Genomic DNA, 20,284 nt, shown 5'->3' with positions numbered 1-20,284 from the left:
GCTGGCAGGTCAAGTCCCCAGGGTGCGCCAGGATTTCGGCCGGGGTATCTCGCGTTGATCGAGGTAGCTCTGGAAGGCAGTCGGTCGCCGGGGTGTGGGGGCTTGTTCGGTCGGTGGTAGTCCGCTGAGGTGCTCAATGTTGACGGCGATGGCCGTCAGGACGTGCTGGACGTGGGCCTTTCCCTGTCCTCGGTAGCGGCAGCGTCGCATGCCGTGTCCGTGGGCGAACTCGTTGACCGTGCCCTCCACTCCGGAGCGGACGGCGTAGCGGGCCTTCCATTCGGGCGTCTGTTGCTCGGTGCGGACGCGGAGTTGCAGGTCGCGGAGCTCTCGTGGAGGAAAGCCCACGGTGCGGTGGGTTTCGCGGGAGGTGGTGCACTGAGCGCGAGCCGGGCAGGGTTGGCACTGGCTCTTGGTGAACCGTGCCACGATCAGCGGGGCCGCGGTGGGTGAGGAGGTCGGGTAGGGGCCATGCCAGCCCGCGCTGACCTGCCCCTGGGGGCAGGTGACCTGCCGACGCTCGAAGTCGATGTGAAAGTCGTCCCGGGCGAAGCCCTCGCCTCGGCGGTGCTGGCGGGTGGGGTTGCTCTTCAGCGGCCCGGAGACGGTGACCTGGTGGTCGCGGGCGGCCTGTTCCAGGTGGGGCAGGAAGGTGTAGCCGGCGTCGACCAGGTGCTCGGCGGGCAGCAGGCCGCGTCGGGCGAGACGGGTGTGGATGCCCGGCAGGATCTGGCTGTCGTGGGTGGTAGCCGCTGTGGTGGCCACGTCAGTGATCACGTTGGGGCCATCCGCAGCACAAGTCTCGGTCAAGTGGGCGGAGAACCCCTTCCAGCTGATGATGTGTCCGTGCCGTGCATAGCGGGCCGAGGTGTCGTAGGGCGAGACGATCGCCCGCGACGAGGGCGGCAGCCCGGGTCCGTCTTCCTTCTCGGCCGTGCGCCAGCGCAGGTGTCCTGCGGCGTCATGGTGGTAGTTCTGCACCATGATCTGGCGCAGAGCCTGGACACGGGGACCGGACGTGCGGTCCGTGCCGTGCCGGTAGAGGTGTTCCAGGAGCCGGACGGCGTCACCTCCGGTGGCAAGGATCCGGGTCTTCGGTTTGGTGGGGTTCTTGCCCAGGCGGACCGGCCGGCCGTAGCGGCGCCCCCAGTCCTCATCGACCAATTCATCGAGCAGGTTCGGGGCGCTGCCGACGACTTCTTCGAGCGCGGCGCGGACCGCCTCGGTGATCAGCTCCAGGCGGGTCAGGTCACGCACCGCGGCCAGGACGTGGGTGGAGTCGGTTCGCTGCGTGGTGCGCTCGCGCACCAGACCGGCCTCCTTGAGGCGGGCCAGCGCGAGGTCCAGGAGCCGGTCAGCGCGGTCGTCCTCGGTGAGACGGTCACGGAAGTCAGCCAGCACGCTGTGGTGGAAGCCGGGATCGTCCAGCTCCATGGCCATGGCGTACTTGAAGTCGATGCGACAGCGCACCGCCTCGGCCGCCTGCCGGTCCGACAGTCCGAGCAGGAACTGCAGCACGCAGACGGTGGCCAGCTGTGCAGGTGAGAGACCCGGGCGCCCGTCGCGGGGATACCAGTCGGCGAAGTCCTCGTCGCACCACAGCCCATCGAGGCGGTCGCGTACCCATATCGCCGTCGTACCACCCGGGTTGCTCGCCCGCGCGACCTGCGCAGTCAGAGACGGGACGTGCTCACCGGAACGCGGGCGCAGGGACAACGGGCACCTCGACAACTGCATCGGTCGGCGGAACCACCCGAGCATGCCCGTTGATCATGCTGCCACGCCGGGAAACTCCAAGATCCCCGACAGAGTCAAGCTCAGGTGCCAGCGGTATGGCCGTGCCGACCATCCGCACCTGCGCCAGCTCGGCCTTCTCAAGTGGCCATCCGCGCCGCTGGTCAACGCCTAAGACGATCTTGGAAGACCCGATCCCTATACAGACCCGGACCCGGGCACCGGTTCCTTCTGCGACCGCGCCCGCGCCCGTTCCCTGCGTCCCGGTCCCGCCGCCGGATCGGCGCGCAACTCCCGTACCAGCGCGGCGCACATGCCCAGAAGGACCAGTACGAATGGCAGGGCGACCACGATCGTCGCGCTCTGCAACGCGTCCAGCCCGCCCGCGAGCAGCAGGGCGGCCGCGGCTGTGGACATCACCAGGCCCCAGGTGACGACCAGCCAGCGACGGGGGTGCAGGGCGCCGCGTGAGGTGAGCGAGCCCATGACCAGCGATGCGGAGTCGGCGGACGTGATGAAGTACGTCATCACCAGGATCATTGCCAGGACGGAAGTGACCGCGCCGAACGGCAGTTGGTCGAGTACGGCGAAGAGGGAGGCCTCTGCGTCGGAGGCGGAGTTCACGACCGCGGTGACGTTCTGTTCGGCCAGGTGGAGGCCGGTGCCGCCCATCACGCAGAACCAGACGACGGTCGCGCCGGAGGGCACCAGAAGCACGCCGACCAGGAATTCACGGATCGTACGGCCCTTGGAGATACGGGCGATGAACGTGCCCACGAAGGGCGCCCACGATATCCACCAGGCCCAGTAGAAGATCGTCCAGGAGCCCATCCAGGACGGGTCGCTGAAGGCATCGGTTCGGGTGGCCATCGGGATGAGGTTGTCCAGGTAGCCGCCGACGGAGGCCGGGATCGTATCGAGGATGTACGTGGTGGGGCCGAAGAGGAAGACGAACATCATCAGCAGCGCGGCCAGGATGACGTTGAGCGTGGACAGCCACTTCACGCCCTTGTTCAGGCCGGAGAAGGCCGAGGCGGCGAACGCGGCCGTCAGCGCGATGATGATGATCATCTCGACGGCCTCGGTCTGCGTGATGCCGGTGGTGATGTCGAGGCCCTGCGCAACTTGAAGGGTGCCGATGCCGAGCGAGGTGGCGGTGCCGAAGACGGTTGCGAACACGGCGAGCAGGTCGATGACCTTGCCCAGCCAGCCGCGGGCGCGCCGCTCGCCGATGAAAGGGACGAAGGCGGCGGACATGGTGTTGCCGCGGCCCTTGCGGAAGCAGGAGTAGGCGAGCGCGAGGGCGGCGACGCCGTAGATCGCCCAGGGGGTGAGCGTCCAGTGGAAGAGGGAGTACTCCAGGGCGGACTGGGCGGCGTTGGTGGTCTGCCCGATCGCTTCGGCGCCGGGGCCGGGGTCCATGTAGTGCTGGAGCGGTTCGCCGACGCCGTAGAACATCAGGCCGATGCCCATGCCGGCGCTGAACATCATCGCGATCCAGGCCAGCCGGCTGAATTCGGGACGATCGCTGTCCTTGCCCAGGCGGATGCGGCCGAATCGGCTGAAGACCAGCCAGACGGCGAGGACCAGGAAGGTGTCGGCGGCCAGGACGAACAGCCAGTCGAAGTTGGTGAGGACCTCGCCCAGTACGGCCGAGGAGGCCGAGGAGAAGGAGCCGGGCCAGAGCAACGCCCACACGACGACGGCAAGGACGAGGATCAGGCCGAACAGGACCAGGAAGCGGTCGGGGCGATTGATGGCACCAGTATCCGCGTCGGGACCGAGCCCGGGGCCTGCGTCGAGGCCCGCGTCGGCGGAAGGTGGGGCGTGCGGGGCCGGAGCGGTGGCGCCGGGGTCGGTGCGGACGGTGAGCTCGGGATCATGGTGCTCCTTACTCATATCGGTCACCGTAGGCAGGTGGACGGGGCGTGGGAGTAGGCTCCCGGCCGGTTCCCCGCCCGAGGGACAGACTTCGGCGCCGGGAGTTGGTGCTCTTTATCCCCCGACGGCCCCCTCCGTGAATCCAAGGAAGACGTTTGGCGTGGCCAGGACTTGCTCGGCACGACGTCGCGTAGCGGGACGCTGGTGGCCGGTATCGCTCTGCGGGTGGCGGGTGTTGCGCGACACGGGTCTGGGCGCCCGGACCGGCCGGGGCTCCGGAGCGGGTACACGCGGGCCGGCCGTTACGTGTTCGGCTTCTTCTGCGACTTCTTCTGTCTCCCGTCCGGTACGGACAGCGCACGCAACACGGTTGGCAGGACGTCCCATTCGAGGCTCTCGTACGCGCCCGGCGGGCGGCCGGGGGTGGTGTACCGCTGGGCGGCGAGCCCCTCGTGCACGGCCAGGGCGAGGCGTCCCAGGTCGCGGGGAGGGAGGTCGCTGGTGCGGCCCCAGGACGTGAGGATGCGGCCGAAGATGGCGCCAACCCCCTGGTGACGTGCGGCCTCACGCTCCGCTAGGGCCTCGGCAACGGTCGCGTCGCGCATGGCGAGCAGGCCGAACTCGGCGGAGATCATCACCCATTGACGCTCGCGGTCGTCGTCGACGGCGGCCGGCCCGGGACTGCCCCCGGGCTTGAGCACGTGGCGCACATGGGCCTCGAACCGGGCCATCCGCTCGGCGACGACCCGGTCGTACAGGGCGAGGAAGAGGTCCTGTTTGGTGGCGAAGTTGGAGTAGAAGGCGCCGGTGGTCAGGCCTGCGCGCTCGCAGATGTGGCCGATGGAGGCGCCGTGGTATCCGCGTTCGGCGAAGGCGTCGAAGGCTCCGGCGAGCAGGGCGGCGACCGTCTGCGGGCGGCGGCGGGTGGGGTTCTTGGGCATGGGCGGTCTTCCATTCGGGAGGGACGTCTTGCAGGGGGCCGCTTGCATCGATAGGGACTGCTATCCGATAGGGACCTCTATCCGATATGTTACGTTCGCCCTATTACGCCACCTTCTTCTGTTTTCTTCGATTCTTTCGGATATGTCGCTTTCTACTCTTCATTCGCCTTCGCGCTGAAGTGACAGCAGGAACGGACCGCCCTTCTCATGCCCGCCACGACCCGACCGGCACCCACCACCCCAGGACCCGTGCACCACCACGACACCCCGCACCGCCACGACGGCCGCACCGTCCTGGCTCTCGCGTTCGCGGCGATCGTGGTGGCGATGACACAGACGCAGCTGGTGCCGATCCCCGCGCTGCTCGAACAGCAACTGCACACGAGCGCCGCGAACATCAACTGGGCGACCACGGCCGCGCTGCTCTCGGCGGCCGTCGCCACCCCGCTGCTCGCCCGGGTCGGCGACCAGTACGGCAAGAAGAGGACGCTGACCTCTCTCTTCCTGCTGATGATCGCCGGGTCGCTACTCGCGGCGCTCACCACCTCGCTGGCCTGGCTGATCGTCGGGCGGGTGCTCCAGGGCGCCGCGACCGCGATGTTCCCGATCGCCTTCTCGGTGGTGCAGGAGTCGGTGGCCCGGCGCCTGGTGCCCACCGCACTGGCCGTCATCAGCGCGGCGCTCCTGCTCGGCGCCGGCATCTCGATGGTCGCCACCGGCCTGCTCACGCACGGCCCCAACGCCGACTACCACGCGGTGTTCTGGCTGCTCGCCGCCCTGTCCGCGCTCGCACTCGTACTACTCGTCGTCTGCGTACCCAAGGACGACGCGGTACCGCGCGGCCGGGTGGACTGGCTGGGCGCGCTCACCCTCGGCGCGTTCCTGGTGACCCTGCTGCTCCCTGTCTCGGAGGGCGGCGACTGGGGCTGGTCGAGCCCGTGGACGATCGGGCTGTTCTGCGCGACACCCGCGCTGGCGGCCCTCTGGCTCATCACCGAGTCGCGGGTCCGCGCGCCACTGGTGGAGCTGCGCACCTTCTTCCTCAAGCCAGTCGCCTTCACCAACCTGGCCGGCCTCTTCTTCGGCTTCGGGATGTTCGTGGCCCTGATCGGGGTGTCCTATATCGCACAGATCCCGGATCAGTTGACGGGTTACGGGTTCGGGGCCTCGGCGCTGCGGGCGTCGTCGGAGTACCTGCTGCCGGCCTGCCTCGGCGGCCTGGTGGTGGCACCGGTCGCGGGGCTGCTCGCGCGGCGGCTCGGTCCGGCACCGGTCCTCGCGGCCGCCGGGCTGATCGGTGCGGCCGGATTCGTCTGGCTGGGCCTGGCCCACAACTCGACCTTCGACGTGATCGCGGCGGGCGTGCTGGCCGGTTCGGCGACCGCGATGGGATACGCGACCATGCCCTCCCTGATCGGGGCTGCGGCGCCCGCCGACCAGACCGGCATCGCCAACGGCATCAACTCCATCGCCCGTTCGGTCGGCAGCGCCGTCGCCTCGGCAGTGATCACCACGCTCCTCACCTCCGACCCGGTACCAACTGCCGTACCGGGCCTGTCCCTCCCGGCGGAGGACCGTTTCACCACGCTCTTCCTGATCGCGGCCGGCTGCTTTGCCACGGTCTCGCTGATCGCGGTGACCGTTCTGCGTACGCACGACAAGGCGGTGCGGGCGCGCTGAGAGCGAGGAGCGCGCCGACTACGAGTCCGTCCCCTGCTCGCGAAGCAGCGCCACGACTTCCTCGAAGGCGCCCTCGCGTACCTCGGGCAGCAGCAGCGCGAACGCCATGAGCAGTTTGCCGAGGAGGAAGGTGGTGTCGGGGGTGGAGCGCACCAACTCCCTTACGGTTTCGGTGTCTTCGCAGGCCACTGCGGTCAGGAGCAGAGCCGTCTCGGGGGCGCCCTCCTCGTCGGTGAGGACGTCGCGGGCGCTCTCCGGGTCCGGGGCGCGCCGGGCCAGGTGCCGCAGGACCTGGTCCGCGGCGGCGGGCAGGTGGGAACGGCGCACCCCTTCATTGGCTATCCAGCACAGTGCGCCGATGAGATAGCCGGACCTCTCGTCGGTGCCGGCCTTGGCGATCAGATCGTCGAAGGCGAGCTGGTTGCCGTGCCGGTAGGCCAGGAGGAGGTCGGCGGCGAGCGCCTTGCCCTCGTCGGCCACCGGTGACTCCGGTGGAGAAGGAATTGTCTGCTCAGGCATACGACAGATCCTATGGGCGATAACGGACAAACATGCGATTTCAGGACTGCGCTCTGTGTCACCCAGAGGGCGTTAAGCCCGTCCCTGGTAGCGGCCTCGTCCGGGTTGGGTGAGGAAGCCCGTTCCACCGGACTCTTCTTCCTCCGCGGGTTGTTGGCACTTCCCGACCCAGGAAGAAGAGTTCTCAGCCACCAGATCCCGCACCGAACCGCCCGGCCCGCTCACAGTCCGCGGCCGGCGCGAACAGGCCCGGGCCGTCCTCGGTGAGCCCACGCCGCCGCGCCAGCCGCCTCAGCTTCGCCCGCACCGACTCCACCCTCGAAGATCTCCCGCCCCGGCCGATACGGCCGTGAGCAACTCCTGCAGCTGCCGATGCGGCCAGCCATGCCGGCTCTGTGCCTCAGCTCTTGGTCTTGTACTTCCGGATCGCGATCGGCGCGCAGATCATGGTGATCACCACGGACCAGCCGATGGTGGTCCAGGCGCTGTGCGCGACCGGGCCGCCGTCGATCAAGCCGCGGGAGGCGTCCGCGAGCGTGGACAGAGGGTTCCAGTCGGTGAAGGTCTGCAGCCAGTCCGGCATGGTGGACGGCGGAGCGAAGATCGACGAGGCGAACTGCAGAGGCATCATGACCAGGAAGCCCATCCCCTGGATCGCCTGCGCGCTCTTCATGGTGACCCCCATGATCAGGAAGATCCACATGATGGAGGACCCGAAGAGCAGCGCCAGGCCGACCGCGGCCAGCAGGGCGACGAACGAGGTGTTCACGGTCAGGCCGAGCGCGAAGCCGACGGCCAGCAGGATGACGATGGCCACCAGCATCCGGATGACCTCAACGATGATCTTGGCGATCAGGACCGAGGAGCGCGATATCGGCAGTGACCGGAACCGGTCCATGACGCCGGTCTGGAAGTCCTGGTTGAAGCCCGTGCCGACGCCCATCGCGATCTGCATTCCCTGCATCGCGAGCATGCCGGGAATGATGTAGTTGACATACGTCTCCTGGTTGCCGTTGCCGGCGATGGCGCCGCCGAAGACATACACGAAGAGCAGCGTGAAGACGATCGGCATCAGGATGACGTCGAACATCGACTCGGGGTCCTGGCGGATCCACAGCAGATTGCGACGGACCAGCGCACCGATGTGGCGAAGGTTGCCCATCAGCCCGATGGAGGGCTCATCCGTGTCGGATGCAGCCGGCTTACGGGTGGGGGGCGCTGCGGTTGCCGCGCTCATGCAGCGACCTCCTTGTGCTCAGTGTCGGGGGTTGCCGGCTCGTTGCCGGTGATGGACAGGAAAACCTCGTCCAGGCTGGGCAGCTCAGTGGCGATGTCAGCGAGGCCGAAGCCGCGCGCACCGAGCAGGCCGACGACGGCGGTCAGTTGCTCGTCACTGAAGATCGGCACGTACAGTGCGTCGTCGCTGACTTGCGTGGCACCGAGCCCGTCGAGCCCTGCTTCGGCGACGGCGTCGGACATCGCCGCGAGCTGCGCGGGCTCGGACGGGCGGATCCTGATCTTGCGGCCGCCGACCTTGTCCTTGAGTTCTTCGATACCGCCCTCGGCGATGACCTGGCCGCGGTCGACGACGGTGAGCTCATTGGCGAGCTGCTCGGCCTCCTCCATGTACTGGGTGGTGAGCAGGACGGTGACGCCCTCCTCGTCGACCATGCGCTGGACTTCGTCCCACACCTCGTTACGGGTACGGGGGTCGAGGCCGGTGGTCGGCTCGTCCAGGTACAGGACGGACGGGCGGCCGATCATCGAGGCGGCCAGGTCGAGGCGGCGGCGCATACCGCCGGAGTAGGTCTTGGCGGGCCGCTTGGCGGCCTCGGTCAGCGAGAACCGCTCGAGCAGCTCGTCGGCGCGCTTCTTGGCGTCGCCCTTCGAGGCATCGAGCAGCCGGCCGATCATGTAGAGGTTCTCCCAACCGGAGAGCTTCTCGTCGACCGAGGCGTACTGCCCGGTCAGCCCGATCACCCGGCGGGTGGCGCGCGGTTGGCGCACCACGTTGTAGCCCGCCACGTACGCCGTGCCCGAGTCGGGCTGGATCAGAGTGGACAGGCAGCGCACCAGGGTCGTCTTGCCCGCGCCGTTCGGCCCGAGGACACCCATGACGGTGCCCTCTTTCACATCGAGGTCGACGCCGTCGAGCGCCTTGGTCTCGCCGTAATGCTTCTTGAGGCCCCTGACCTCCACGGCGTTTTCGGTGATTCGCGTCATGCCCCCAAAGTGCCACGCAATACTGACATTCGAATGGCAGCTGGCCGATAACGGGATCGAACAAAAGAGAATAGTGACGTAAGCCCCTTCAATGTGAAGGCCAATGGCCCACCGGGGGTGCCTCTACGCGCTCCGTCACACACGCATGGCCGGACGCCGGCTGAGGTCGGCGGACCCTGCCGGAATCACGCAGGAGATATGGGCTCTACTCACCCTCTATGCAAGTCCTCCGGATGGCCATGGTCGAGGCCGCCGAGTCCACACCGGACACCGACCCGGATCGCTGCAGTTTCACCGTCGCCCTCCAGGCCGCCCGCGATCAGGTCGTCCGAGCCGCCGACGTCCTCGTGACCGGAACCGCCCCGCCCCTCGGGCGCAGCGTTCTGGCCGCCGTTCTCCCGTCCCGGCGCCGGCGGGCGAGCACCCTCAAGGCCAAATCGCCCATCTCCCGTTACAACGAACGCTTCGACGACCTCGACTTTCGCTGTTCTGACCTACCGTCAGGCGGATAGCTCGCGCAGGTGACCTGTGGGCGTTGGCCTGCACCGGGGGCGGACAGTAGGGAAGCATCGGCGGTGCTTGCACCACCTCCCGAAGAAGGGGTCCGCCGATGCCTCCGGATCCGACCGTACCCGCATCCCTGCTCGCCGTGCTGGGTGCTTTGCCTGCGTTCCACAGTTGAGAGGGCTTCGCGGGGGTGCCGCGAGGTATCGGTGCAGGTCAGGCTGTTTCCGCTAGTGCGAAGAGTCGGATTCGCCTAGACGAGTAGTTCCAAATGCTGAGTGTCTGCCTGGAGACATGACGAGGGCGCCCAAGATCGTTTTGTGACGAACGAAAACCTGGACGCCCTCATCACCGGACTGTACGTGAAGATCGACGACGAGATCGGAGGGACCCGATGGCTGGGCAGGCCCCCGCAGTTGAGCGACTCCGAGCTGGTCTGCCTGGCCGTCGCGCAGGCGCTGCTGGGCTTCGCCTCGGAGGCCCGTTGGCTGCGCTTCGCCCACGCCAACCTTGGCGCGATGTTCCCGTACCTGCCCCGGCGGCCGGGCTACAACAAGCGGCTGCGGGCAGCGTTGCCGCTGGTCAAGCAAGCGATACGGCTGCTGGCCACGGACACCGACTTCTGGTTCGACAACCACTGGGTCGTCGAGTCCACGCCGGTGCCGTGCGGGATGTCGCGGCCGACGGTGAAGCGGTCGGACATGGCCGGCTGGGCCGGATACGGATACTGCGCCTCACACTCGCGGTTCTACTGGGGCCTGCGCCTGTTCCTGGTCTGCACGTCGACCGGGATGCCGATCGCCTGGGCACTCGCGAACCCGAAGGTCGACGAGCGGGAGGTCCTGGCCGCGATGCTGGATCGCGAACCGCACCTGACCGCGGACCGGCCCGGCCTGCTCGTCATCGCCGACAAGGGCTTCACCTCCAGGGAATTCGAGTCCCAACTCGCCTTCCAGGGCGCGGAGTTGCTCCGACCGTCCTTCAAGCGGGAGAAACGCCGCAAGGGCGAGTCGCTGCTGAAGTCGGTACGGCAGCTGATCGAGTCGGTCAACGACACGTTGAAGGGCCAGCTCGACCTGGAACAGCACGGCGGGCGGACCTTCGAGGGCGTCGCCGTCCGCATCGCCCAGCGCATCCTCGCGATGGCCTCAGCTATCTGGCACAACCACAAGACCGGTGCGCCGGTCCTGCGGTCGCTGACCGCATTCGATCACTGAACACATCGGAACTACTCGTCTAGTGGCAGGTCGCGTCCAGGTGAGGGTGTAAAAGCGCCATGAGCGTAGGTTTCGTACTGAACCGTCCAAAGTTCGTACGGAAGGACGCACGCCCGTAACTCGTCGAGTATCCCCGACCGAGGCCATCCGAAGCGAGATCGATGCCGTGTTCGCCCAGGGGCGGCCGCTGGCCGACTGTCTGGAGGATGTCGCCCGCCTCGGCGCGAAGCTGATCATCCAGTCCGCCCTGGAGGCCGAGGTCGATGAGTTCCTCGGCCGCGCCCGCTACCCGCGCACCGACGCCGCCCCCAGGCCGGTGACGTCGCCGACGAGGCAGAACAGACGGCCGCGCCGGTGGTGCGGGCCGGTCACCGAAACGGCCACCGCACCACGACCATCAAGACGACCTCGGGCCCGGGCCCGGTCACCGTCGCGCGCCCGAAGCTGCGGGGCACCACGGAGGCATTTGCCTCCCGCCTGTTCGGCAAGTCCGTGACCCGCACCAACGCGCTGGAGTCTTTGGTGATCGCCTCGTTCGTGCGCGGCCTGTCGACCCGGGACGTGGAGCACCGGATCGACGACTTCGCCGCCCACGGGGAGAAGACGTATCCGGCGGCGGTCACGTCCCTGCTCACCGACCGGAGTTCGCTCACCGCCTACCTGCGATTCCCCGCCGAGCACCACAAGAGGATCCGGCACTCGAACTTCATCGAGCGGACCTTCGGCGAAACCCGGCGACGGGTGAAGGTCATCGGCCGGCTCCCCGGCGAGACCTCCTGCATCTCCCTCGCCTTCGCCGTCCTGGACCGGGCAGCGTCCGGCCGGCGCGGCTTCACCACCACCCCCACCGGCCTACGCCAACTCGAGCGCATGCGCACCGACTTGCTCCACCCCGCCGACGTGATCCACCTCGCACCCCGCCCCAGCGTGTCCCTCACCAAGGCCGCGTAACATCAACCCCACGGAACCAGCCCTTGCGTGCTTTTACACCGCAGACTGGACGCGGCCCCGTCCGCTGCCCTCATTCGCGTGGATTCAGCGGCATGATGCCCGTACTTGCGTACAGGTGCGGTTGCAGAGAGAGCACGGTGAGCGGAGTGCCGGCGAGTCCGGCCTCCCAAGCAATTGCCGCCGGGTGGGCAGCAGCGATCTCGGTGCGCGGCCAGGCCACCGCCTGTACGGCGTGGTCGGTGGTGAAGGGCCGGTGTTCGACGTGGTGGAGCCGGGCCGCGTGAGTTCCGGCGCCGGCGCGGGCGAGCTCGGCGGCCCATACGCTGGCAGCGGGGATCACGATCCGCCCGCGCTGATGGCTGGCTTCGATGTACAGGCCGGTGAAGAACTCGTCGGCGTCGTACAGCGCAATCAACGCCGTGTGGTCCAGGGCCGCGATCTCGGTGTGGTCACTCACGCGGCGCGGCCGCCGCCACTCTCGGCCTTCCGGTGGGCCCGAATCTTTTCCCAGGCCGAAGCTCCGGCCGCCTTCACCTTCGGGGTGTAATCGACGCCGAGTTCGCTAGCGGCAGCCTGAGCGTGTTGCTCGCGCTCGGCCTCGGTCAGCTCGCCGACAGCGAGTTCCTCGAGGAGCGCGGTCACCGTCATGTGCCGCTCTTCCGCCAGAACCTTGAGGCGGTCCCGGACGGCTTCCGTGGTCTTGATACTGGTTCGTTTCGACTCCTCCATGCCCCAGAGTCTACCGCTGGTAGCCCCGCAACGGGGCCTTGCCCGCTGTGCAGCCCCGACTCACTGTGCACCCTCGCTGTGGGCAGGAGCAGATGGTCGGGTAGCCCGGGGCATCTCAGCCCCGGGCTCCCACAGATCCGTACGTGACGTTGGCGTCATACGGCTCTTGTCGCTCTGGTCATCTGACGGCCGCGAGGTCGCTGGGGTCAATGAGCCGCGCGGGGATGGGTTCTGGATGGTGGCCGAGGTCCTCAAGGTGTGGTCGGACCTGTTTGATCATGCCTCTCATCTGGTTCTCCCCGACGCGGAAGAGGTAGGCGGTCAACGCTTCCCCGGAGTCGAACTACACCCAGTTGGGACTGTCGCCACAGGCTCGGGTTGACGGTGGCAGGGGCCTCTCCGGCGAGGAAGGAGTAGGCGTCGTTGTCCCATACGACGCGGCCGTCATCGGCGGTGACAGCGTTGGGTGTGCGGCGCGCAATCAGACCGCGTGCCGCATCCTCGAAGTGAGGGGCGTCAGAGAAGGGGAGCCGGGCGCGAAGCGCCTCCTGCTGTAGGGCGATGAATGGTTGCGCAGCCTTCGGAGTGACAGCAATAGCATCATATGTGCACTTTTTATGCGTAACCGGAAGGTTTAAGAGGGTCCGCCGGCGCCTCGCCGACCGATACGTCAGGCGAGGGCCGGCTGGACCGCGTTCTCAGCCCATCTCCTCCAGGGCTTTGCCCTTGGTCTCGGGGACGAACTTGAGGACGAAGAGGATGGAGAGTCCGGCGAATACGGCGTAGAAGATGTACGAGAGCGACAGGTTCCACTCGGACATGCCGGGGAACGTCACCGTGACCAGCCAGTTCGCTATCCAGTTCACGGCAGCGCCCAGACCGAGTGCGGCGGCGCGGATCCGGCTGGGGAACATCTCGCCGAGCAGCACCCACATGACCACTCCCCAGGACGTCGCGAAGCAGAGGACGAAGACGTTGGCCGCGATCAGGGCGACGGTGCCTTGAAGGCTTGGCAGGATGCCGGCGGCGTTCTGGTAGGAGAACGCCCAGGCGCAGACGGCCAGGGACAGGGTCATGCCGACGGAACCGAAAAGGAGGAGCGGGCGGCGGCCGATCCGGTCCACCAGCGTCATCGCGATGACGGTGCCGACGATGTTCACCAGCGAGGTCTCGAAGGAGTAGAAGAACGAGCTGGAGGGGTCGATGCCGACCGACTGCCACAGCATCGACGAGTAGTAGAAGATCACGTTGATGCCGACGAGCTGCTGGAACGCGGCGAGGCCGATACCGATCCAGACCACCGGCTTGAGACCGAAATTCCTGTCTCGCAGATCCTTGAAGGTGGGCTTGTGATCACTCTTCAGGCTCTGCTGGATCTCATGGACCCGGGCGTCGAGGGTCTCGGGGGCGGCCTCGATGTCGGCTAGGACGCGGCGGGCCTCGGTGAGGCGGCCGACGGAGACCAGGAAGCGGGGCGACTCGGGGATGGCGAAGGACAACAGTCCGTACACCACGGCCGGGACCACCATGACGGCGAGCATCCACTGCCAGGCTTCCAGGCCCGCGATCTGGCCGCGCTGCTGCCCGTCGGCGGCTTCGATGATCGCCCAGTTGACCAGCTGGGAGGTGGCGATGCCGAGCACGATGGCGGCCTGCTGGAAGGAGGCGAGACGGCCCCGGTAGGCGGGCGGGGCGACCTCGGCGATGTACGCCGGGCCGATCACCGAGGCCATGCCGGTCGCGAGACCACCCAGGACCCGCCACAGCACCAGGTCCCAGGCCCCGAAGCACAGTGCCGATCCGACCGCGCTGACCGCGAAGAGGACCGCGGAAATCTGCATGACACGGATCCGGCCGATCCGGTCGGCCATCCGGCCAGCCAGTGCCGCGCCCACCGCGCAGCCGAGCAGTGAGGTCGCCACCACCTGGGCCAGCTGCCCGGAGCTCAGGGAGAACTGGTCCTGGATCGCCATTGTCGCACCGTTGATCACCGATGCGTCGTAGCCGAAGAGGAATCCGCCCATCGCCGCCGCAGCCGCGATGAAGATCACGTGACCGAGGTGCTCCCCGGCCGCCGGACGACTGCCGGTCCGGGCTTGCGTGCCTGCCATCGTGCACATACTCCGTTCGTCGGCCGGTTCCCGCACCGGGCAGGCACCGGACCGCGCGCAGCTCCGTTGCCGCCCGCGGGCGGAACCACACAACCATTCCGCCTCTCCGGCATGCTTGGGGCGCTGGTCCTGGTCGTCACAGGATTTTCATGGACTTCTGATGCATAAAAAGCATCTATGGGGCATTTCGCTTGCTCCGGTCATGAGCTGCCGCTGGCACACGCGACGGCCAGCGTTCGCCGCGCACTCTGGCGCGTACCACTCACAGCCGGCATCAAGGTGCCCGCCAGGAGAAGCCGTCTCATGTGGCGACCTCATAGGGTGCAAAGGTGAAGGAATGCCACGTTCTCACCTGAAGGTCCTCACCCTGGCCGAGAAGCGACGCCTGGCCGGCATGGGCGGCTTCGTCGCCCTCCTCCACGCCCTCGGCTGGGGCACCCTCCTCCTCTTCGTCGCACCCCACCACTGGGACATGGGCGGCGATGAGTACTTCGGCATCGGCATGGGCCTGACCGCCTACACCCTCGGCATGCGCCACGCCTTCGACGCCGACCACATCGCCGCCATCGACAACACCACCCGCAAACTCATCGCCGACGGCCGGCGCCCCCTGTCCACCGGCTTCTGGTTCTCCCTCGGCCACTCCTCGATCGTCTTCGGCCTCTGCGCCCTGCTGGCCCTCGGCATCCAGTCCCTGGCCGGCACGGTGGAGAACCCCGACTCCACCCTCCAACAAACCACCAGCCTCATCGGCACCGTCGTCTCCGGAACGTTCCTCCTCCTCATCGGCATGCTCAACCTGGCCGTCTTCAGACCTGTACAAAGTCTTCCGTCAACTGCGCGCCGGCACCTACGACGAAGCCACCCTCGAGGAACACCTCGCCCGCCGCGGCATGATCAACCGCCTCCTCCGCCCCGCGATGAAACTCGTCCGCAAGCCCTGGCACATGTACGGCGTCGGCCTCCTGTTCGGCCTCGGCTTCGACACCGCCACCGAGGTCTCCCTCCTCGTCCTCGCCTCCGGCGCCGCCGCCTTCCAACTCCCCTGGTACGCGATGCTCGTCCTGCCCGTCCTCTTCGCCGCCGGCATGAGCCTCCTCGACAGCATCGACGGCACCTTCATGAACTTCGCCTACGACTGGGCCTTCTCCCGCCCGGTCCGCAAGATCTACTACAACCTCACCGTCACCGGGCTCTCCACTGTCGTCGCCCTTGCCGTCGGCGGCATCGAGATCGCCTCCCCCGCGTCCTCAAACGCGCCATGTTCCTCTCCGCGTTCGCCGCCCTGCACGACCCCGCTTCCCGCACCTACTACGACAAATGCCGGGCCCGAGGAAAGACCCACACCCAGGCACTTCTCCGCCTCGCCCGGCAACGCATCAACGTGCTCTTCGCGATGCTCCGCGACGGCACCTTCTACGAACCCCGAACGCCTCGCTTCGCTTGACGAAGGACATAGAGGCACCCCCCCCGCCTGCGCCCGCGCGTGGTGGCGGCACGCTTGCGCTCGCTCAGCGGCGGGCCGGGGCCGGCGTGTGAGCCACTGCTCGTACACCGGGAGCACCCGGTTGACGGGGGTCTGCTGGAGCATGAACTCGCTGACCATCACGCCCCACGGGCCCGCTCGGACTCCGGTGGGGCGTCACCGGACTTGCCACCCTTGGGTCACCCCTGGACGTTCAAGAGCGGTGTGTGCCGCGCCGCGAGCGGCCGTCGCCCGCCGAGCCGTACCCGGCCCCGGCGGGCCCAGGACCGGCGAACCACCGCACGACCCCGTTCCCGGATCCCCGCATCGCCTCGGTCACCCGCGCTCCCGGCCGCGTCAACAGGCGTACGACGAGGAACGCGACCAGGGTGCCGAGCAGCAGCCCCACCGCGACGTCATGCGGGTAGTGCACGCCGACGAAGACGCGGGAGAACGCCATGAGGAGCGCCATCGGCACCGTCAGCCAGCCGATCCTCGGCCAGGCGAGCGCGAGGCCCACGGCCGCGGCGGCGGCGATCGTGGCGTGGTTGCTGGGGAACGACCAGTCGCCGTAGGCCGGGCAGTCGATCAGCGGGGCCAGCGCTCCGGAGACGGCCCGGCACGGGCGGTCCTCGTCGATCCCCGACTTGACCACCTCGCTGATCACGTACGCCACGGCGGTGGCCAGTGGCGCGAGCACCGCGACGGCGAAGGCCTTCGGGTCGTTGCCCCGTGCCCGCCACCAGGCGACGACGAAGAGCACAGCGAACAGCAGCAGCCCGACTTCCGTCCACACCTCCATGAGGTGCTGAAACCACGAAGGGGTGTCGTGGGCGAAGTCGAGGATGCCGCGATACAGGTCGGAGTCGATGGTTCCCATGGTGACGGACAGTATGCATGACCCTGTTATGCATGCCCCCCGTTACTGTCACTTCAAGTGATGGTTGGGCGGCGGCCGGACGGCGATGCACTGCCCGCGACGAGTCGGGCGGTTCCGGCGGCTCGGGTTCCGGGTCCGGCGGTAGGTACGCCGGGGACCAGGTCCCGGCCGACTCCTCCAGCCTCCCGGACTGCACGGCGGGCGTTATGGCCCTGAAGGTGCGCAGCGTCCACAACTCGTACGCGCCCGGGGACACTTCAACTCGTCGCCAAGAACACGGCGGACAAGTCCTGCAAGGTCGGCCGAGGGCCGAACACTGCGACAGGCCCTCGCGCAGGGCGGAGAAGGCACGTCGCGCGGGAGGGCGGGCTCCTCCGGCAGCCCACCGGCCCGGTGATGACGGTGGTAGGCGTGGGACAGTGGCGTGTTGTCTGTCTGGGGGTGTGCGGGTGTGCCGGGTGGTGTGACCGTGCCAGGCCGTGGAACGGGACAGGTGTGCCCGGCACCCGTTTCTGCGCTTCCTGGGCCTTTGGTCGGCAGACGTGGGAGGCCGGGATGCGCAGTTTGTGGTGTGGCCCGCCCGGCAACCTTGGCAGGTGAGCGCGGGCGGGCCAGGACCGTTCCGGACCGCGTGACCGGGACGGCCGGAGGAAGCAACTTTTCCCCGCTTGCGCGAACGGGGCTCCTCCTGCAGGCATTTGTATCGGAGTTCGAGGAGTTCGAGTGCCGGTGTGGATGCGACGTGCCGCGTATCGAGTGGAGGTTCGCCCGGATGGCCTGGACCGCGGGGGTTGCCAACTGCTTCCTGCGGAAGGCGGTTAAGAGATCGTCTCAATTGGTGAGTCTGCGGTAGCAGATGAGGGTGCAGGCGATGCTGGTGAAGGCCAGGAAGTGCTCGGCTTTGCGTTCGTAGCGGCGGTGGAGACGTCGGCAGCCGGCGAGCCAGGCCATGGCGCGTTCGACGGTCCACCGGTGGCGCCCCAGCTTCTGTGACGTCTCAACTCCCTTGCGGGCGATGCGCGGGGTTATGCGGCGTAGGCAGAGCCATTCCCGCAGGTGACGGTTGTCGTAGGCCTTGTCGGCGTGAAGCTTGGCGGGGCGCCGGCGACGTGGACCGCGCCGGGATCTGATCGGTGGGATGCCACGCACAAGTGGCTCGAGGGCCTGGCTGTCATGAAGGTTGGCGCCGGAGATGCCGACGGAAAGCGGCAGCCCTGTCCGCTCGGTGATCAAGTGGATCTTCGAGCCGTACTTGCCCCGATCTACAGGATTCGGACCCGTCAGGTCCCCTTTTTGAGGGCCCGCATGTTCACCGAGTCGATCGCGCACCGCGACCAGTCCAGCTCGCCTCGCGCCCCCAGCTCGTCCAGGACCAGACGATGCAGTTTCGCCCAGACCCGTTGTCGGCTCCACTCCATGAACCGGCGGTGAGCCGTGGCCCCGGATGGCCCGAACACGGGCGGGACCTGCGACCACGTGCACCCGGTCGTGGCCACGAAGACAATCGCCGCCAACACCTCACGGTCACCATGGCGGCGCCGACCACCACCCTGCGGCCGAGTCGGCGCCTCCGGCACCACCCGCTGGAACAACTCCCACAGCCCCTCGGGGACCAGACGCTCAGTCAGCAACACAACGCCACACTACCGGCATCACCAATTGGGATGACCTCTAAGTGTGCGTAACCTTGCGGGAGCGGTGGCGTTATCGGCATATGAACCTGACTGAGCTTCCCCCGCTGTTCGGGAGTCGCTGATCAGCAGGTCAGGGCGGGTTGACGGGGCTTCAGGTTCGTTCGTTCGGCCGGTACCTGGTCGGCGTAGTGCTTCTCCTCGAACTCGATCGGGCTGAGGTAGCCGAGGCGCTTCTGGATGCGTCGGCTGTTATAGAAAGCCGTCGATGTACTCGAAGAGTGCGAGGTTCGCCTCGGCCCGGGTGGCGAAGACGCGGCCGCGCACGCACTCGGTCTTGATCAGCATCCACAGATTTTCCGCGAGTGCGTTATCGTACGAATCTCCGACGGAGCCCATCGAAGCCTCAACTCCCGCTCTGAGTAGGTGGGTTGTGATCTTGATGGAGGTGTATTGGGTGAGTTCAACCGGTGGTTGCAACATCGGGTTGTTGTAGCGAGCGTAGCTGTTCTTCGAAGACCTCGTTCGGCGTCCGCCAACCGAGGGCCTTGCGGGGCCGATTGTTGATCGCCATGGCGACGGCTTCGAGGTCCGCGACCGACCACCGGGAGAGGTCGGTGCCCTTTGGGAAGTACTGACGCAGCAGCCCGTTGGTGTTCTCGTTCGTCGGTCGTTGCCAGGGCGAGTGCGGATCGGCGAAGAACACCTTCGTCCCGGTGTCGAGAGCGAATTGGGCGTGGCCGGAGAGTTCCTTCCCGCGGTCCCAGGTGAGGGTCTTGCGTAGCTGCTCGGGCAGCCGGGTCATCGACGTCGTGAGCGCCGCGTTCATCGCAATCGCGCCGTATCCGCCGAGCGAGGTGCCGTTCTTCACCGGCGGAACCGTGCCCCAGCCCTCGAGTCGGGGCAGGTGCACCAAGAGCGTGGAGCGGCTGCTGCGCTCGACGAGCGTGCCGATCGCGGAGCGGCCCGTCCCGATGATCAAATCACCCTCCCAGTGTCCCGGGACCGCGCGGTCCCCAGCCTCGGCGGGGCGTTCACTGAGGACGACGTCCGCAGTGACATGCCCTTGCGGCTTGTTCTGCGACCGTGCCCGGGGAGTGCGCAACGCCCGGCCGGTACGCAGACACATGACCAGCTCCCGCTTGAGCGCGCCACGGCCCTCGATGAACAGCGCCTGGTAGATCGCTTCGTGGCTGATGTGCATGGACTCATCATCGGGGAAGTCGACACGGAGGCGGTGTGAGATCTGCTCCGGGCTCCGTGCCGTCGCCCATCTTCTGTCCTGCCGGTGCGGCTTGTTCAGCCCCTTCCACGCGGGCGTCCTGGGCCCGGAGACGATCGTGCCGTCGGGACGACGGACACTGCCGGCGAGCCGTTCCTGTACATATTCACGCAACCTGTCGTTGCCTGCGAGCTTCGCAGTCTTCGGGCGCTTCGCGGCCTGTTGGGCCTTCCACTGAGCGACCGTGGCCCGGTACTCCTGCTTCCCGCTGCGGGTGGCGGCGTTGCGGCGCAACTCGCGTGAGATCGTCCCCGGGTCACGCCCGATCGTGCGGGCGATCTCCCTCACGCCCTTGCCCTGGGCCCGCAGAATCGCGATCTCCTCACGCTCCTCGAAGGTCAGGTAGCGGCCGGCGGACTCGGCCAGAGAGATCGGCGGCATGCCGCCAGCGTGACGGAACCACCGAGTACCGACCGGCCATGACACCCCGACCCTCAGCGATGCCTCAGCCGTCGTGACGCCCGTGGCGATCAGCCGCCAGAACTGCCGCTGCACCACCCGCGACGGATCAGGCCGACCAGGCGAGCGCATCGCCG

General features: G+C 67.7%; 17 protein-coding genes and 4 pseudogenes. 7 read left to right on the top strand and 14 right to left on the bottom strand.

All coding sequences use genetic code 11. The annotated features are described in order from the left end of the window. Positions 1 to 9 precede the first annotated feature (9 nt). The 3 genes from ACP4E5_RS01810 to ACP4E5_RS01800 form a co-directional block, all read right to left on the bottom strand. Positions 10 to 1,716, bottom strand: coding sequence for an IS1182 family transposase (locus tag ACP4E5_RS01810; protein WP_425824882.1), 1,707 nt, complete (start codon positions 1,714 to 1,716; stop codon positions 10 to 12). Between the two features lie 216 nt (positions 1,717 to 1,932). After that, a complete protein-coding gene (locus tag ACP4E5_RS01805) occupies positions 1,933 to 3,633 on the bottom strand; it encodes a BCCT family transporter (RefSeq protein WP_425824881.1) in 1,701 nt (566 codons plus the stop codon). Between the two features lie 284 nt (positions 3,634 to 3,917). After that, positions 3,918 to 4,556, bottom strand: coding sequence for a TetR/AcrR family transcriptional regulator (locus tag ACP4E5_RS01800; RefSeq protein WP_425824880.1), 639 nt, complete (start codon positions 4,554 to 4,556; stop codon positions 3,918 to 3,920). A 207-nt stretch (positions 4,557 to 4,763) separates the two neighbouring features. Between ACP4E5_RS01800 and ACP4E5_RS01795 the strand changes: the two genes are divergently transcribed. Then, complete coding sequence (locus tag ACP4E5_RS01795; RefSeq protein WP_425824879.1) at positions 4,764 to 6,236, top strand: MFS transporter; 1,473 nt, start codon at positions 4,764 to 4,766, stop codon at positions 6,234 to 6,236. Between the two features lie 18 nt (positions 6,237 to 6,254). On the opposite strand, the gene ACP4E5_RS01790 is transcribed toward ACP4E5_RS01795, so the two are convergent. The 3 genes from ACP4E5_RS01790 to ACP4E5_RS01780 form a co-directional block, all read right to left on the bottom strand. Then, complete coding sequence (locus ACP4E5_RS01790; protein ID WP_425824878.1) at positions 6,255 to 6,755, bottom strand: hypothetical protein; 501 nt, start codon at positions 6,753 to 6,755, stop codon at positions 6,255 to 6,257. 400 nt (positions 6,756 to 7,155) lie between these two features. Continuing rightward, positions 7,156 to 7,992 carry an ABC transporter permease gene (locus ACP4E5_RS01785; RefSeq protein WP_425824877.1) on the bottom strand — a complete coding sequence of 279 codons (837 nt, stop codon included), beginning with the start codon at positions 7,990 to 7,992 and terminating at the stop codon, positions 7,156 to 7,158. Then, the gene (locus tag ACP4E5_RS01780; RefSeq protein ID WP_425824876.1) at positions 7,989 to 8,978 is read right to left on the bottom strand and encodes an ATP-binding cassette domain-containing protein; all 990 of its coding nucleotides are present in this window, start codon (positions 8,976 to 8,978) and stop codon (positions 7,989 to 7,991) included. The genes ACP4E5_RS01785 and ACP4E5_RS01780 overlap by 4 nt, the downstream gene beginning before the upstream one ends. 233 nt (positions 8,979 to 9,211) lie before the next feature. Between ACP4E5_RS01780 and ACP4E5_RS01775 the strand changes: the two genes are divergently transcribed. The 4 genes and pseudogenes from ACP4E5_RS01775 to ACP4E5_RS01760 all read left to right on the top strand — a co-directional run bounded on the left by ACP4E5_RS01775 (position 9,212) and on the right by ACP4E5_RS01760 (position 11,650). Continuing rightward, positions 9,212 to 9,490: a hypothetical protein gene (locus ACP4E5_RS01775; protein ID WP_425824875.1), complete on the top strand. Its 279-nt coding sequence runs from the start codon at positions 9,212 to 9,214 to the stop codon at positions 9,488 to 9,490. A gap of 312 nt (positions 9,491 to 9,802) precedes the next feature. Then, positions 9,803 to 10,699, top strand: a complete 897-nt coding sequence (locus ACP4E5_RS01770) for an IS982 family transposase (protein ID WP_425824874.1) — start codon at positions 9,803 to 9,805, stop codon at positions 10,697 to 10,699. A gap of 351 nt (positions 10,700 to 11,050) precedes the next feature. Further along, positions 11,051 to 11,275, top strand: a pseudogene (locus ACP4E5_RS01765) (transposase); the annotation flags it as partial. Further along, positions 11,261 to 11,650 carry a transposase gene (locus ACP4E5_RS01760; RefSeq protein ID WP_425824951.1) on the top strand — a complete coding sequence of 130 codons (390 nt, stop codon included), beginning with the start codon at positions 11,261 to 11,263 and terminating at the stop codon, positions 11,648 to 11,650. The pseudogene ACP4E5_RS01765 and the gene ACP4E5_RS01760, both read left to right, overlap by 15 nt. A gap of 70 nt (positions 11,651 to 11,720) precedes the next feature. Here the strand turns inward: ACP4E5_RS01760 and ACP4E5_RS01755 are convergent, their stop codons facing one another. The 3 genes from ACP4E5_RS01755 to ACP4E5_RS01745 form a co-directional block, all read right to left on the bottom strand. After that, positions 11,721 to 12,107 carry a PIN domain-containing protein gene (locus ACP4E5_RS01755; protein WP_425824873.1) on the bottom strand — a complete coding sequence of 129 codons (387 nt, stop codon included), beginning with the start codon at positions 12,105 to 12,107 and terminating at the stop codon, positions 11,721 to 11,723. Further along, positions 12,104 to 12,379, bottom strand: a complete 276-nt coding sequence (locus ACP4E5_RS01750; protein ID WP_425824872.1) for a hypothetical protein — start codon at positions 12,377 to 12,379, stop codon at positions 12,104 to 12,106. The genes ACP4E5_RS01755 and ACP4E5_RS01750 overlap by 4 nt, the downstream gene beginning before the upstream one ends. Positions 12,380 to 13,077: 698 nt before the next feature. Next, positions 13,078 to 14,490 (bottom strand): sugar porter family MFS transporter, encoded by a 1,413-nt coding sequence (locus tag ACP4E5_RS01745; protein WP_425824871.1) that lies wholly within the window; start codon positions 14,488 to 14,490, stop codon positions 13,078 to 13,080. A 160-nt stretch (positions 14,491 to 14,650) separates the two neighbouring features. Between ACP4E5_RS01745 and ACP4E5_RS01740 the strand changes: the two are divergent. Further along, positions 14,651 to 15,668 (top strand): annotated as a pseudogene (locus tag ACP4E5_RS01740) (HoxN/HupN/NixA family nickel/cobalt transporter); the annotation flags it as partial. Between the two features lie 65 nt (positions 15,669 to 15,733). Beyond that, positions 15,734 to 15,937 (top strand): annotated as a pseudogene (locus ACP4E5_RS01735) (IS110 family transposase); the annotation flags it as partial. Between the two features lie 56 nt (positions 15,938 to 15,993). Here the strand turns inward: ACP4E5_RS01735 and ACP4E5_RS01730 are convergent. The 5 genes and pseudogenes from ACP4E5_RS01730 to ACP4E5_RS01710 all read right to left on the bottom strand — a co-directional run. Next, positions 15,994 to 16,114, bottom strand: a pseudogene (locus ACP4E5_RS01730) (A/G-specific adenine glycosylase); the annotation flags it as partial. Between the two features lie 55 nt (positions 16,115 to 16,169). Then, entirely contained in the window at positions 16,170 to 16,835 is a 666-nt protein-coding gene (locus tag ACP4E5_RS01725) for a phosphatase PAP2 family protein (RefSeq protein WP_425824870.1), read from the bottom strand. Between the two features lie 831 nt (positions 16,836 to 17,666). Next, positions 17,667 to 18,463 (bottom strand): IS5 family transposase gene (locus tag ACP4E5_RS01720; RefSeq protein WP_425824950.1). Its coding sequence is split into 2 segments (ribosomal slippage): positions 17,667 to 18,128 and positions 18,131 to 18,463, totalling 795 coding nucleotides; the frame shifts between segments, so codons are not numbered across the junction. A 255-nt stretch (positions 18,464 to 18,718) separates the two neighbouring features. Next, entirely contained in the window at positions 18,719 to 18,814 is a 96-nt protein-coding gene (locus ACP4E5_RS01715) for an IS3 family transposase (RefSeq protein ID WP_425824869.1), read from the bottom strand. Between the two features lie 115 nt (positions 18,815 to 18,929). Beyond that, the gene (locus ACP4E5_RS01710; RefSeq protein WP_425824944.1) at positions 18,930 to 20,279 is read right to left on the bottom strand and encodes an IS30 family transposase; all 1,350 of its coding nucleotides are present in this window, start codon (positions 20,277 to 20,279) and stop codon (positions 18,930 to 18,932) included. Between the last annotated feature and the right edge of the window lie 5 nt (positions 20,280 to 20,284).

The sequence above is a fragment of the Streptomyces fractus genome, assembly GCF_049844455.1.
Lineage (GTDB): Bacteria > Actinomycetota > Actinomycetes > Streptomycetales > Streptomycetaceae > Streptomyces > Streptomyces fractus.
This window is presented reverse-complemented; position numbering and strand designations above follow the sequence as displayed.

What these genes read in the sequence shown, in the direction of transcription:
- ACP4E5_RS01790 (WP_425824878.1), bottom strand. Translation starts at nt 6,755, where the DNA reads ATGCCTGAGCAGACAATTCCTTCTCCACCGGAGTCACCGGTGGCCGAC.
- ACP4E5_RS01780 (WP_425824876.1), bottom strand. Translation starts at nt 8,978, where the DNA reads ATGACGCGAATCACCGAAAACGCCGTGGAGGTCAGGGGCCTCAAGAAG.
- ACP4E5_RS01745 (WP_425824871.1), bottom strand. Translation starts at nt 14,490, where the DNA reads ATGGCAGGCACGCAAGCCCGGACCGGCAGTCGTCCGGCGGCCGGGGAG.
- ACP4E5_RS01800 (WP_425824880.1), bottom strand. Translation starts at nt 4,556, where the DNA reads ATGCCCAAGAACCCCACCCGCCGCCGCCCGCAGACGGTCGCCGCCCTG.
- ACP4E5_RS01785 (WP_425824877.1), bottom strand. Translation starts at nt 7,992, where the DNA reads ATGAGCGCGGCAACCGCAGCGCCCCCCACCCGTAAGCCGGCTGCATCC.
- ACP4E5_RS01715 (WP_425824869.1), bottom strand. Translation starts at nt 18,814, where the DNA reads ATGCTGATCAAGACCGAGTGCGTGCGCGGCCGCGTCTTCGCCACCCGG.
- ACP4E5_RS01725 (WP_425824870.1), bottom strand. Translation starts at nt 16,835, where the DNA reads ATGGGAACCATCGACTCCGACCTGTATCGCGGCATCCTCGACTTCGCC.
- ACP4E5_RS01795 (WP_425824879.1), top strand. Translation starts at nt 4,764, where the DNA reads ATGCCCGCCACGACCCGACCGGCACCCACCACCCCAGGACCCGTGCAC.
- ACP4E5_RS01750 (WP_425824872.1), bottom strand. Translation starts at nt 12,379, where the DNA reads ATGGAGGAGTCGAAACGAACCAGTATCAAGACCACGGAAGCCGTCCGG.
- ACP4E5_RS01710 (WP_425824944.1), bottom strand. Translation starts at nt 20,279, where the DNA reads ATGCGCTCGCCTGGTCGGCCTGATCCGTCGCGGGTGGTGCAGCGGCAG.
- ACP4E5_RS01805 (WP_425824881.1), bottom strand. Translation starts at nt 3,633, where the DNA reads ATGAGTAAGGAGCACCATGATCCCGAGCTCACCGTCCGCACCGACCCC.
- ACP4E5_RS01775 (WP_425824875.1), top strand. Translation starts at nt 9,212, where the DNA reads ATGGCCATGGTCGAGGCCGCCGAGTCCACACCGGACACCGACCCGGAT.